Origin of the sequence: Pseudoduganella violaceinigra DSM 15887, assembly GCF_000425385.1 — a bacterium.
Lineage (GTDB): Bacteria > Pseudomonadota > Gammaproteobacteria > Burkholderiales > Burkholderiaceae_D > Rugamonas > Rugamonas violaceinigra.
Map to the genome: position 1 here is coordinate 220,325 of NZ_KE384356.1, position 12,932 is coordinate 233,256.

Sequence of the window (12,932 nt, forward strand, 5' to 3'; positions counted from 1 at the left end):
AAAGTTGGCAGCAAGGCAAATGTTTCCCCTTTCGGGCATACAAATGCTAACTTTCAGGGGCATGTGTTGTATTGATCTGGACCTAGAGTCCGCGTGGACAAACGGGATCTTCCGAGCTACCTAAAGCGGCCCGCGTAACCCACGTGTAACCCAGGTATGAAACTGATGAGTTAGGGGCTAACCTAACTATTTGATATTTATGGCGCGGCTGGCGGGGATCGAACCCACGACCCTCGGCTTCGGAGGCCGATACTCTATCCACTGAGCTACAGCCGCGTTTTTTGAATGCTGAAGCGACACGAAGGATAGCCGGAAATCCATTCCATAGCTAGGGGTTTCCGTCTATAATCGCAGGTTTGACGAGGGTCCGGCGGATTCAATGCCAAAATAACAACCCTTCAACAGCTTTGAAAACTGTCCTAAGGAAATTATGAGCCACGAGTCCGCTATCAGAACGCCCAAGCAGCTGGTCGCTGCCGTTGTAGGTTTCTTTGCTGTTACTATCATTGGCATCGTTTTGCTGGTGCAGTTTGTGACCCAGGAAAAGCTGACCGGCGCCGGTTCCGAAAGCCAGAGCGCGGAAGCCGTGGCCGCCCGCCTGAAACCTGTTGCAGACCAGGGCTTCACCCTGAAAGACGTCAATGCTCCTAAAGTCCTGATGGCCGGCGAGGCTGTCTACACCGCGACTTGCGCAGCCTGCCATGGCTCCGGCGCTGCCGGTGCACCGAAATTCGGCGACGCTGGCGCCTGGGGTCCACGTATCGCCCAGGGCTATGACACTGTGGTCAAGCACGCGATCGAAGGCCTGCGCCTGATGCCTGCAAAGGGCGGCAATCCTGATCTGGATGACGTGGAAGTGGCGCGCGCGGTGGTGTACATGGCTAATAAGTCCGGCGGCAAGTTCAAGGAGCCTGAGGTCAAGCAGGCGGCTCCGGCTGCCGAGGCTCCTGCAGCTGCGGAGCCGAAGTAAGCTGACTTGCTTCGCATATAAAAAAACCGCTCGTTTGAGCGGTTTTTTTTTGCCTTTTCAAACCGGTAAACCGGGGTCAGACCCAAGGGTCTGACCCCGTCTGCGCGACTGACGGGGCAGGGGTAAGGCCTCTGGTTCTCAGAACAGGTCAACGGCCGCGAACCTGCGCCATTAAGCGTTGCGCAGGCGGGATTACCAAATGATCACGCGCTCTTTCGGCGCGAGATACATCTTGTCGCCCTTCTTCACGCCGAACGCGTCGTAGAAGCCCGGCTGGTTGCGCAGCGAGCCGTTGGCGCGGAACTCTTCCGGCGAGTGCGGGTCGGTGGTGATCTGGCGGATCAGCGCCGCTTCACGCGACTTGGCGCGCCATGCTTGCGCCCAGCCTTGGTAGAAGCGCTGTTCGCCGCTGAAGCCATCGATCACTGGCGCCGGCTTGCCGCCGAGCGACAGCTTGTAGGCCTTGTACGCGATCGCCAGGCCGGAGTTGTCGGCGATGTTCTCGCCCAGCGTCAGTTCGCCGTTGATCTTGTAGCCTTTGACGGGGCTGAAGGCACCATACTGCTTGACCAGCATCTTGGTCTTGGTCTTGAAGTTGGCGTGATCGCGCTTGCTCCACCAGTCGCGCAGATTGCCGTCGCCGTCGTACTGCGCACCCTGATCGTCGAAGCCGTGCGAGATTTCGTGGCCGATCACGGCGCCGATGGCGCCGTAGTTGGCCGCGTCGTCGGCACTGGCGTCGAAGAACGGTGGCTGCAGGATGGCGGCCGGGAAGACGATCTCGTTCAGCTCAGGGTTGTAGTAGGCGTTGATGGTTTGCGGCGTCATGCCCCATTCGTCGCGGTCGATCGGCTTGCCCAGCTTGTCCAGTTCCTTCTGCACCGCGAACTCGGTGGCGCGGGCGACGTTGCCAACCAAGTCGTTGCGGTCGATGGAAAGCTTGCTGTAGTCGCGCCATTTGTTCGGGTAGCCGATCTTCGGCGTGAATTTGGCCAGCTTGGCTTGCGCTTCCTTCTTGGTCTGGGCGCTCATCCACGGCAGCGTGTCGATGCTGTCCTTGTAAGCGACCAGCAGGTTCTTCACCAGTGCTTCCATGCGGGTCTTGTTGGCAGCGGGGAAGTGCTGCTCCACATAGACTTTGCCGATGCTTTCGCCCAAGGCCGATTCGGTGGCCGAGACGCCGCGCTTCCAGCGTGGGCGGTTTTCGGTGGCGCCACCCAGCTGCTTGCCGTAGAACTCAAAGTTCGCTTCGACGAAGGCCTTGGACAAGTATGGGGCGTTGGCGCGCAGCACGCTCCAGGCGAAGTAAGGCTTCAGCGTCTCGAGCGGGGTTTCGGCCAGCAGCTTGTCCAGGGCTTTCAGGTAGGTCGGCTGGCTGACGATGACGTAATCGACTTTGCCGGACACGCCCAGGCCATCCAGGTAGGCATTCCAGTCGTAGCCCGGCATCAGCGCGCCCAGCTTGGCGACCGGCACCTTGTTATAGGCTTTGACCGGGTCGCGCAGTTCGACCTTGGTCCAGTGCAGCTGCGCGATCCGGGTTTCGAAGGCGACCACGGCCTTGGCATTGGCGGCGGCATTGGCGTCGCCGGCCAGCGCCAGCATTTTTTCGACGGTGGCGGTGTACTTCGCCAGCGTCTCGGCCATTTTAGGGTCGTCTTTTTTCAGATAGTAGTCGCGGTCAGGCATGCCCAGGCCGGACTGCACGAAGTCGATCACGTACTTGGTGGAGTCCTTGTTGTCCTGGTGGATGCCCATGTCCATCGGCGCCGCGAAGTTGTGGCGGTTGTGGTACGCGAACAGGGCTGGCAGCTGCTTCTTGTCGCTCAGGGCGGCGATGCGGGCCAGTTCCGGCTGGATTGGCGCCACGCCCAGTTGCTCCAGGCGGGCCTCGTCCATGAAGGCGGCGTAGAAGTCGCCGATGCGCTGCTTGTCGGCCGTGTCGGCGTTCTTTGCGGAGTCTTCGATAATCTGGCGCAGTTGCGGCTGGACGTCTTCGAACAACTTTTCGAAGACGCCCCAGCTCGACATTTCAGCGGGGATTTCGGCCGTCGACAGCCATTTGCCGTTCAGGTGCTTGAAGAAGTCGTCCTGGGCGCGGACGGCGGGGTCGATGTATTGAAGTTCGATGCCGGATTTGTCGGCGGCGCCGGCAACGGATGCCAGCAACGCGGCAGCGGCGGCGGCGATGAGGTGTTTTTTCATTGGGGAGTCCTTAAAAACCGGAAGAACAGTGCCGGACGCGCAGGGTCAGGCACCTTTATGCGGCGGTCGCGGGCCCAGTGTCTGACCCTGCGGGTCAGACACTGAACTACCGGGTTTACCAGATAATCGCGCGTTCTTTCGGCGACAGGTACAGCTTGTCGCCTTGCTTCACGCTGAAGGCTTCGTAGAAGCCCGGCTGGTTGCGCAGCGTGCCATTGGCGCGGAATGGGCCCGGCGAGTGCGGGTCGGTCTTCACGCGCGCGATCAGGGCGGCGTCGCGGAACTTGGTGCGCCATACCTGGGCCCAGCCCATGTAGAAGCGCTGGTCGCCGGTGAAACCGTCGATTACCGGCGCCTTCTTGCCCTTCAGCGACAGCTTGTACGCCTTGTACGCCACGGCCAGGCCGGAGTTGTCGCCGATGTTTTCGCCCAGCGTCAGCTCGCCATTGACCTTGTAGCCCGGCAGCGCTTCGAATTCGCCGTACTGCTTGACCAGGATGCCGGTGCGCTCCTTGAAGCGCTTGCCGTCTTCCTCGGTCCACCAGTTGCGCAGGTTGCCGTCGCCGTCGTACTGCGAACCCTGGTCGTCGAAGCCGTGCGAGATTTCGTGGCCGATCACGGCGCCGATGCCGCCGTAGTTGACCGCGTCGTCAGCCTTCATATCGAAGAATGGCGGCTGCAGGATGGCGGCCGGGAACACGATCTCGTTCATTTCCGGGTTGTAGTAGGCGTTGATCACCTGTGGCGGCATCAGCCACTCGTCGCGGTCGATCGGCTTGCCCAGTTTGTTCACATTGCGCAGGTGTTCGAACTCGTTGGCACGCATCACGTTGCCCACCAGGTCGTCGCGCTTGATTTCCAGCGCGCTGTAATCGCGCCACTTGTTCGGGTAGCCGATCTTGGTGGTGAACTTGGCCAGCTTGGCATGGGCTTCCTTGCGGGTCGCAGGGCTCATCCACTCCAGGGTGTCGATGCTCTGGTTGAAGGCTTGCAGCAGGTTTTTCACCAGCTTTTCCATGCGCGCCTTGGCTTCCGGCGAGAAGTGCTTGGCCACGTACAGCTTGCCGACCGCTTCGCCCATGGCGCCTTCGGTCAAGCTGACGGCGCGCTTCCAGCGTGGGCGCTGTTCGGTGGCGCCGCTCAGGGTGGTGCCGTAGAAGGAGAAGTTCTCGTCAACGAAGTTCTTGGACAGCTCCGGCGAGAAGGTCGCCAGCAGGCGGTAGTCCATGTAGGCCTTCCAGTCCTCCAGCGGCACTTCGGCCAGCACCTTGTCCAGCGCCTGCAGGTAGGTAGGCTGGCTGACGATCACGTCCTGGACCTTGCCGCTCAACAGCACGCCTTGCAGCCAGCTGTCGAAGTCGAAGCTTGGCATCAGCTCTTTCAGCTTGGCGATCTCGTATTTGTTGTAAGCCTTGACCGGGTCGCGGAGCTCGACCTTGGTCCACTGGATCTGGGCCAGGCGGGTTTCGACATTGACCACGGCCTTGGCGGTGGCGGCGGCATTGGCGTCGCCGGCCAGCGTCATCATCCGGGCCACGTGGGCTTCGAACTTGGCCAGGGTCTCGGCCAGCTTGGCGTCGTCTTTTTTCAGGTAGTAGTCGCGGTCAGGCATGGACAGGCCGGACTGGCCCAGGTCGGCCACGTAGCGGGTCGAATCCTTGTTGTCCTGGTGGATGCCGACGTCGAACGGGCTGCTGACACCCATGCGCGAGAAATGCGCGAACTGGGCGGCCAGCTGCTTCTTGTCGTTCAGGGCGGCGATGCGGGCGCGCTCACCGGCCAGCGGGGTGATGCCCAGCTGCTCGGCGCGGGCGTCGTCCATCATCGAGGCGAACAGATCGCCGACGCGCTTGGCATCGGCGTTGCCGCCCTTGGCGGCGGCTTCTTCAATCAGGGCGCGCAGCTGCGGCTGCACGGTTTCGGACAGCTGGACGAAAGTGCCCCAGCTGGAACGGTCGGCCGGGATCTCGGTGTTCTTCATCCAGGTGCCGTTCTGGTGCAGGTAGAAATCATCCTGGGCGCGGACGGCTTGGTCCATGGTGGCGGTTTCGATGCCGGATTTCTGGGCAGGCTTGCCGGCCGCGATGGCGGCGTGGGCGGTGAACAGGCCGATGATCACGGCGCTCAGGATCTTACGTTTCAAGGTTACCCTCCTAGGTAGGTGTGACGGTATCGCGCGACTCTAGCACGCCTGGGCGAAACGTTGAAAGAAAAGCCACTGCCCAGCGTGGCTTTTTGGCAGTGATTGCAAAAAAATCAAAAGAATACGACTATTCGGACTCCTTCAAATACTCCAGATCCTCATGCGCCCCATTCTCCTGGCCCTACTTGCTGCATCCACCAGTGCGTCGGCCGCCAACTGCCATCTCGACGAATTGAGCGACGGCCAACGCTACAACTTCAGCTACCAGCCCGCCTATTTCGATAGCAAGAAGAGCTATGAGCTGGACCAGCCCTTCACCGTCAAGTCCGGCGACCAGCTGGCCTACCGCAAATTGGGACGGCGTCACCTGTACCTGGTTCCGGAGACCAATGTGACCTACAAACCGGACTGGTTCCTGGCGATCACCTTCCGGCTGAAGGCTGGCCAGAAGTACCGCGCCGAAGTCAATGCGCAGAAAGGCGGCCCCAGTTACGTGATCCGCGAGTCGGGCGGCGCCGGGGTATCCCAATTCTTGTATGTCACCGACAAGGGCGAACTGTGCGAACGTGTCGGGTCCTACCGGGATGCGTCGGGCGGCATGGGCGCGCTCACCACGCTGGTCAAAGGCGTTTACGCGGCGGAACCAGCCGAGCCGCAACTGAAGGTGGTGGAGGAAGTGGACCCGAACTACTCGCGCGCCTTGTCGGTGACCCTGGAAGACCAAGGGCCGGCAATCGTGAAGCTGACGCTGAATGTGTTCGGCCAGAACGGCGTGGAACGCACCACCAGCAAGCAGTTCGACCGCAATGCGCTGGATGATGTGCAATTCGAAGGCTGGCGCTTCGCGTTGAAACGCCAGCCCGATGGCAGCTACCAGGCCAGGGTGCTTTCCCAGCCTGGTTAAACGGGCGGGGCCGGATTACCAGATGATGATGCGGTCTTCCGGCTTGACGTACATCTTGTCGCCTTCCTTCACGCCGAAGGCTTCGTAAAAGGCCGGCTGGTTGACCACGGTGCCGTTGGCGCGGAAGCGGCCGGCGGAGTGCGGGTCGGTCTTGATCTGCACCAGCGCCTGCTGTTCGCGCATCTTGGTGCGCCAGACCTGGCCGAAGCCCATGAACACGCGCTGTTCGCCGCTCAGGCCATCGATCACCGGCGAAGGCTTGCCGCCCAGCGAGATCTTGTACGCCTTGTAGGCGATCGCCAGGCCCGAGTTGTCGGCGATATTCTCGCCCAGGGTCAGTTTGCCGTTGATGTTATAGCCAGGCACCGGCTCGTAGGCGCTGTACTGCTTGACCATGGCGTCCGCCTTGACCTTGAAGGCGGCGCGGTCTTCCGCCGTCCACCAGTCGCGCAGGTTGCCGTTGCCGTCGTACTGCGAGCCGGAGTCGTCGAAGCCGTGCGAGATTTCGTGGCCGATCACGGCGCCGATCGCGCCGTAGTTGACCGCGTCGTCCGCCTTCATGTCGAAGAACGGCGGCTGCAGGATGGCGGCCGGGAACACGATCTCATTGGCGGTGGGGCGGTAGTAGGCATTGACCGTCTGCGGGGTCATGCCCCACTCTTCCTTGTCGATCGGCTTGCCCAGCTTCTCGAGATTGCGGTTGTAGGCAAACTCGGTGGCGCGGCCCAGGTTGCCGATCAGGTCGCCGGCCTTGAACTGCAGCTTGCTGTAGTCCTTCCATTTGTTCGGGTAGCCGATCTTCGGGGTGAACTTGGCCAGCTTGTCCTGCGCCTGCTTCTTGGTCTCGGGACCCATCCAATCGATGCTGTCGATGCTCTGCTTGTAGGCCACCAGCAGGTTCTTCACCAGTTCCTCCATGCGCGCCTTGCGTTCGGCCGGGAAGTACTTGGCCACATACAGCTTGCCCAGGCCTTCGCCGATCGCGCCTTCCACCACGCCCACGCCGCGCTTCCAGCGTGGCTGCTGTTCGGTCACGCCGGTCAGCACGGTGCCGTAGAAGGCGAAGTTGGCCTGGTCGAAGTCCTTCGACAGGTAAGGCGAGGCATCGCGCAGCAGCTGCCATTCAAAGTAAGCCTTCCAGGATTCCAGCGGGGTGCTTTCCACCAGTTTGGCGAACTCGGTCATATAGCTTGGCTGGGCCACGATCACGGTATCGGTCTTGGCGGCGATGCCGGTTGCACCCAGGGCGGCTTTCCAGTCGTAGCCCGGGGCGATTTCCGCCAGCTTGCTGATCTCCATCTTGTTGTAGCGCTTGACCGGGTCGCGGTTGTCGACGCGGGTCCACTGCACCTGCGCCAGCGCGGTTTCCAGGGCGACGATGGCCTTGGCTTTTTCCGCGCCGTCCTTGTTGCCGGCCAGGCCGAGCACCTTGGCCACGTGCTGTTCGTACTTGGCCAGCACCTCCGCCATCTTGGCGTCGTCCTTCTTCAGGTAGTAGTCGCGGTCAGGCAGGCCCAGGCCGGACTGGCCCATGTGGGCAGCATACTGGGTCGAGTCGCGCGCATCCTGGCTGACGAAGACGCCGTACGGCGCCGGCACGCCGGTCTTGTTGAAATGGGCGATCAGGGCGGGGATGCCCTTCTTGTCTTGCATGCCGCGGATCTTCGACAGCTCGCCGGCCACCGGCTTGGCGCCCAGCTTTTCCAGCTTCGCTTCATCCATGTAGGAGCCGTACAGCACAGCGATCTTGGCGTCGTCGCCCTTCAGGTTCTTCTGGCCTTCCAGGCCCTGGATCAGGTCGCGCAGCTGGAACAGGCTGTCGTCGCGCAGCTTGGCGAAGGAACCCCAGCTCGATTTATCGGCCGGGATCTCGGTGGTGCGCAGCCATTCGCCGTTCAGGTGCTGGAAGAAGTCGTCCTGTACGCGCACGCTGTTGTCGCTGTATTGCGTTTCAATGCCCGATGTCGGCGCCGGGGTGGCGTCATGGCCCGCTGCTTGCGCGAAGGCCGCCATCACGCTCAGGGTAATGGTGCTCAGGATAAATCGTTTCACTCTCTGGTCCCTTTAGAATTTGGTTTCAAGTCGAACACTCCACTGGGTATAAGTGGGGTTCAAGGTGGCTGCCTGTGAGGCGATGCCGTTTGCGTTCACCAGGGTGTACCCGGTTGCATCATCCGCCAGCAGGTTATTGGCGCTGATGCGGATTTGCGTGCGGCCGTCGAAACGCCACAGCGCATACATGTCCAGCACGCGTTTGCGGCTGGATTCTACTATTTGCTGGTCGCTGGTCCGCGTGCGGATAGCCGGCGTCCAGTTGTAGCTGGCGCCCAGCGTGAGCGGAATATCTTTCCAGCGGTAGTCCATGCCCAGGTTGGCCGTTTGTTTGGCCTGCTGGTCCAGGCGGTTGTCCGGGCCCGGAATGCCGTCGACGTTCGACCAGAAACGGCTGTAGTTGCTGCGGAAGTCGATCTGGGGCGCATTGTCCATCAATTCGGACAGCGCAAACTTGGCTTCCAGCTCGACGCCGCTGGTGCGGGCATGGCCGATATTGGCGGGCGAGGACACCCAGCGCAGGCCAAGGTCGGTCTGCTGCTGCGACAGGTCGCGGCGGATCAGGTTGTCGATATCGCGCACGAAGCCGCTGACGCTGACGATGCCGCTGCGGCCCAGGTAGTGTTCATAGGCCAGATCCAGGCCGGTGGCCAGTTCCGGCTTCAAGTTCGGGTTGCCGGTGCGGTCGGGGCTGGTGGCGCTGTTCAGGCGCGACAGGTAGGGCGCGGCAATCAGGTCCTGCACATTGGGCGACTTGTAGCTCTTGGTCAGGCTGGCGCGCACCTGGTCCTTTTCATAGCCGGGAATCTTCCATACCGCATGCAGCAGCGGGCTGAATACCTTGCTGGTGTTGCTGACCGAAGCGGCGCTGCGGTCCGAGGTGGTGCGGATGCCTTCCCAACGCGCGCCGGCATAGGCCGACCACTGCGGCGTGATTTCCCATTCGTCCTGCGCGAACAGGGCGGCGCGGCGGGTATCGGCGGTCAGGTTGTCGCCGGAATCGGCGAACTGCGATTTTCCATCTTTATCGAGCGAAACGCGCACCTGCTCGCGGTGGCTCGCCTCCAGCTCCCAGCCGGCGGCCAGCAGGTGGCCGGCGCCCAGCGGCGAGGTGTACTTGCCGCCGGTGTTGACGCTTTTGTCGCGCGTGTCGTCGGTATCGGTGAAGCGGTCCAGCAGCGCGCCCTGGCTGTCGTACTGGTAGCGCAGCGAATCGCTATCCCGTTTGCCGAAGCCGAAACCGAATTTCACATCCAGCTTGCTGGCGCCTTGCAGGCGGTGCACCCAATTGCCGAATCCGCGCAGGAAGGTGACGTCGCCGCCGGTCGATTGCCGCGCGAAGTTGTATTCGGGCGGTTGGCTGCCGACCGGCTGCGCCAGATTGGTCTGCGCATCGCCGCTCGTCTTCTGGCGCATCAGGAAGGTCTGGAAGTTCAGCGTGTCGCCGTTCTCGAACTTGTAGGAGAAGCGCGGCGCCAGGTGCAGGCCCTTGGCATTGCCGGCGCTATCGCTGTCCAGGAATTGCTCCTTGAGCAGGCCGCCCAAGGCGTCGGTTTCCATGTTGTGAACCAGTGCGCTGTCGTGCTGGCGGCCGTAGCTGAGCGAAGCCGACAGGGTATAGCTCAGCGCCCCCGACTTGCCCGGCGCCGTCAGCGTCAATTCGGGCGAATGGCGGCCCTGCTCCAGGCGATCCGACGCCTTCACCACCAGGTCGTGCATCTGGTAGCCGTCGCGCAGCACGATGTTGATGGTGCCGGCGATGGCGCGCGTGCTGTGCTCGGCTACCGGGCCCCGCATGACTTCAATGCGCTCGACCTGGTCGGGCGACAGCGATTCCATGGAAAAGCCGGCCGGCGGGCGCTCGCCGTTGACCAGCACCTGCGTGTAGCCGTTGCCCAGGCCGCGCATGCGGACTTCGCCCCCGCGGCCGGCACGCCCGCCAAGGGTCACGCCGGGCAAGCGCTTGAGCACGTCGCCGATATTGCTGTCGCCATTGCGGTCCAGCTCTTCGCGGCCGAAGATTTGCTTGCCCGCCGTGGAATTGCGGCGCTCGGTCATATCGTCCTGGCGGCCGCCGCTGATCGTCACCTGGGGCATGACCTTGTCCGCCGGCTTGGCAGCAGGCTGTTCCTGCTGGGTTTGGGCCATGGCCGGCATGGCGGTGCCCAGGGCAGCCAGGGCAAGGGGGATCAGCTTCTTCATAAGTTGACAATATTCCACGCGGCAACACGGGTTGCGCCGCGCAGGCATTGTAAACGCCGTTCCCGGCGGCGGGGACGGCACCCGCCGGTTTTTTACTTTTTGATACCTACATTCCGCGCCCAGGGCCGCCGCCGGCACCGGATCCGCCACCCATGCCACCCATGCCACCGCGCCCGCCGTGGGCGCCGCGGTGGCCGCCTTCGCTGCCCGCCGGCCGCTCGCCGCGCCCACCGCCCGCCCCATCTTCCATGCGGATTAGTTGTTCAAGTAGAAACTTTGCCGCCGCCTCGCGCTGGCCATCGTCCAGCGCATCATTGATGCCCAGCCACCACTCGCGCAGCTGGCGGTCTTCCGCCGCCGTGGCGGCCTGCTCCGCTTCCAGCCCCGCCTGCAGTTCGCGCAGCTCGACATTCTGGGCTTGCAAGCCTTGGCGGGTGGCTTCCTGCACGCGTGCGCGGCGCGCCTTGCGTTCGCGCAGCAAGGCCTTGCTCTGGTCTTCCACCTTGGCCCACAGGGTTTGCTGGTTGGCGTTCAGGTTCAGGGACTTGCGGAATTCGGCCGCCATCGGCACCAGGTCTTCGGCGCGCAGGTCCATGACGGGCACGGCGAAGGCCGGCGCCACGGCCATGGCCAGCACCAGCCAGGCGGCGCGGGCAGTGCGGATCAGTCTCATAACGTGCTCCGGAAAAAAAGATGCCCGCGGGGTGGCCGCAGGCATAAACCACTTCAGGGTAGAGAGAAATACGAGAGCCCAGTGTAGGGCGCGCAGCCCGCCAGCTCTGGCTTTCTTACAATTACTTACTCCGGTTAAAACCTTGATAAACATCTACAAAGTTGCGAATAAATCGTGGCTTTCAAGCTGATTTATTCCATGCTGGCAGCGCAGATTGCTGGAAATCAGGTTTATACTGAATTTCGATGGCGGACGAGTTAACCGCTGTATTTGAAACAGGTGACGCATGGGCAAGAAACTCAAAAACGCTGGCCTGATCGGGCTGGGCGTAGTCGCGGGGGTGGCGGTATCCCTGCAGTTTTCCGCGATGGCGCAAAAACAGGCGGATCCTGCCCTGCCACTGGAAGAGCTCAAGCAGCTCGCCGATGTGTACGGCCTGATCAAATCCGACTATGTCGAGTCAGTGGACGACAAGCGCCTGCTGACCGAGGCCATTTCCGGCATGGTCGCCTCGCTCGATCCGCATTCCGCCTACCTCGACAAGAAGGCCTATGCCGAGCTGCGCGAAGGCTCGCAAGGCAAGTTCGTCGGCCTCGGCATCGAGATCGCCCAGAGCGACGAAGGCTATATCAAGATTGTCGCCCCGATCGAGGATTCGCCCGCCTACCGCGCCGGCATCAAGCCGGGCGATATGATCACCCGCCTCGACACCACCTCGCTCAAGGGCCTGAGCCTGGACGAGTCGGTCAAGAAGATGCGCGGCGAGCCGGGCACCAAGGTCATGCTGACCATCATGCGCAAGGACGAGCCGCAGCCGCTGCAGTTCACCCTGAACCGCGAAGAAATTCACCAGAAGAGCGTCAAGGCCAAGATCGTCTCGCCGGGCTATGCCTGGCTGCGCATCTCGCAATTCCAGGAACCGACGGTGGACGACCTGGCCAGCAAGATCACCGAGCTGTACCGCCAGGACCCGCACCTGAAAGGCCTGGTGCTGGACCTGCGCAACGACCCGGGCGGCGTGCTGCAAGGCGCCATCGGCGTGGCGGCCGCTTTCCTGCCAAAGGACACCCCGATCGTCTCGACCAACGGCCAGCTGCCCGATTCCAAGCAGATTTTCTACGGCCGCGCCGAGTACTACTCGCTGCGCGGCGACGGCGACCCGCTGGCCAAGCTGCCCGATGCGGTCAAGCACATCCCGATGGCCGTGCTGGTCAACACCGGCTCCGCCTCCGCCTCGGAAATCGTGGCCGGCGCCCTGCAGGACTACAAACGCGCCACCATCATCGGCTCGCAGACCTTCGGCAAAGGCTCGGTGCAGACCATCCGCCAGCTGACCGCCGACACCGCCGTCAAGCTGACCACGGCCCGCTACTACACGCCGCACGGCCGCTCGATCCAGGCCAAGGGCATTGCGCCCGACCTGGCGGTGGACGAGAACGAGGACGGCGATGGCTTGAACAGCCTGCGCATGCGCGAAGCCGACCTGGCCAAGCACCTGGTCAACGACCGCGAACAGGAAGCCGGCAAGGTCCAGCGCGACGAGCTGGAAGAGCAGATGCGGGTGCTGGCGGCCGAGAAGAAGCGCAAACCGCTGGAATACGGCAGCGGCGACGACTTCCAGCTGAAGCAGGCGCTCAACCACCTGCAGGGCATCCCGGTGCAGATCGCCAAATCCGAATCCAAGCTGGTCAAACTGGATCCGCCGCCGAAGAAATAAGGTGCGCAGGATCAAGGCGGCGCCCCCTGGGGCGCCGTTTTTGCTTGTAGATAAGGTAAAATCGGC

Annotated in this window: 8 protein-coding genes and 1 tRNA gene; 3 read left to right on the forward strand and 6 right to left on the reverse strand. The window is 62.5% G+C overall.

What is annotated here, in order from left to right:
- Positions 1-200 precede the first annotated feature (200 nt).
- Positions 201-276: transfer RNA gene (locus H597_RS0117585), tRNA-Arg, on the reverse strand.
- A 154-nt stretch (positions 277-430) separates the two neighbouring features.
- Between H597_RS0117585 and H597_RS0117590 the strand changes: the two genes are divergently transcribed.
- Complete coding sequence (locus tag H597_RS0117590; protein WP_028103275.1) at positions 431-970, forward strand: c-type cytochrome; 540 nt, start codon at positions 431-433, stop codon at positions 968-970.
- A 192-nt stretch (positions 971-1,162) separates the two neighbouring features.
- On the opposite strand, the gene H597_RS0117595 is transcribed toward H597_RS0117590, so the two are convergent.
- Positions 1,163-3,175, reverse strand: a complete 2,013-nt coding sequence (locus tag H597_RS0117595) for a M13 family metallopeptidase (RefSeq protein WP_028103276.1) — start codon at positions 3,173-3,175, stop codon at positions 1,163-1,165.
- Between the two features lie 115 nt (positions 3,176-3,290).
- On the reverse strand, positions 3,291-5,318 hold the full coding sequence (locus H597_RS0117600) for a M13 family metallopeptidase (protein WP_028103277.1): 2,028 nt from the start codon (positions 5,316-5,318) through the stop codon (positions 3,291-3,293).
- A 160-nt stretch (positions 5,319-5,478) separates the two neighbouring features.
- Here H597_RS0117600 and H597_RS0117605 point away from each other — a divergent pair, with 160 nt between their 5' ends.
- On the forward strand, positions 5,479-6,222 hold the full coding sequence (locus H597_RS0117605) for a hypothetical protein (RefSeq protein ID WP_028103278.1): 744 nt from the start codon (positions 5,479-5,481) through the stop codon (positions 6,220-6,222).
- 15 nt (positions 6,223-6,237) lie between these two features.
- Here H597_RS0117605 and H597_RS0117610 read toward each other — a convergent pair whose 3' ends face one another.
- The 3 genes from H597_RS0117610 to H597_RS31450 all read right to left on the reverse strand — a co-directional run bounded on the left by H597_RS0117610 (position 6,238) and on the right by H597_RS31450 (position 11,149).
- Complete coding sequence (locus tag H597_RS0117610) at positions 6,238-8,235, reverse strand: M13 family metallopeptidase (RefSeq protein WP_211232067.1); 1,998 nt, start codon at positions 8,233-8,235, stop codon at positions 6,238-6,240.
- Between the two features lie 51 nt (positions 8,236-8,286).
- Positions 8,287-10,476, reverse strand: a complete 2,190-nt coding sequence (locus H597_RS0117615) for a TonB-dependent receptor plug domain-containing protein (RefSeq protein ID WP_028103280.1) — start codon at positions 10,474-10,476, stop codon at positions 8,287-8,289.
- A gap of 106 nt (positions 10,477-10,582) precedes the next feature.
- Positions 10,583-11,149 (reverse strand): hypothetical protein, encoded by a 567-nt coding sequence (locus H597_RS31450; protein ID WP_035374582.1) that lies wholly within the window; start codon positions 11,147-11,149, stop codon positions 10,583-10,585.
- A gap of 286 nt (positions 11,150-11,435) precedes the next feature.
- Between H597_RS31450 and H597_RS0117625 the strand changes: the two genes are divergently transcribed.
- The gene (locus tag H597_RS0117625) at positions 11,436-12,866 is read left to right on the forward strand and encodes a S41 family peptidase (protein WP_028103281.1); all 1,431 of its coding nucleotides are present in this window, start codon (positions 11,436-11,438) and stop codon (positions 12,864-12,866) included.
- Positions 12,867-12,932: the final 66 nt, after the last annotated feature.

Bases quoted from the DNA above. Each gene is read 5' to 3' on its own strand.
- H597_RS0117595 (WP_028103276.1), bottom strand. From the start codon at position 3,175: ATGAAAAAACACCTCATCGCCGCCGCCGCTGCCGCGTTGCTGGCATCC.
- H597_RS0117605 (WP_028103278.1), top strand. From the start codon at position 5,479: ATGCGCCCCATTCTCCTGGCCCTACTTGCTGCATCCACCAGTGCGTCG.
- H597_RS0117625 (WP_028103281.1), top strand. From the start codon at position 11,436: ATGGGCAAGAAACTCAAAAACGCTGGCCTGATCGGGCTGGGCGTAGTC.
- H597_RS0117610 (WP_211232067.1), bottom strand. From the start codon at position 8,235: ATGGCGGCCTTCGCGCAAGCAGCGGGCCATGACGCCACCCCGGCGCCG.
- H597_RS31450 (WP_035374582.1), bottom strand. From the start codon at position 11,149: ATGAGACTGATCCGCACTGCCCGCGCCGCCTGGCTGGTGCTGGCCATG.
- H597_RS0117590 (WP_028103275.1), top strand. From the start codon at position 431: ATGAGCCACGAGTCCGCTATCAGAACGCCCAAGCAGCTGGTCGCTGCC.
- H597_RS0117615 (WP_028103280.1), bottom strand. From the start codon at position 10,476: ATGAAGAAGCTGATCCCCCTTGCCCTGGCTGCCCTGGGCACCGCCATG.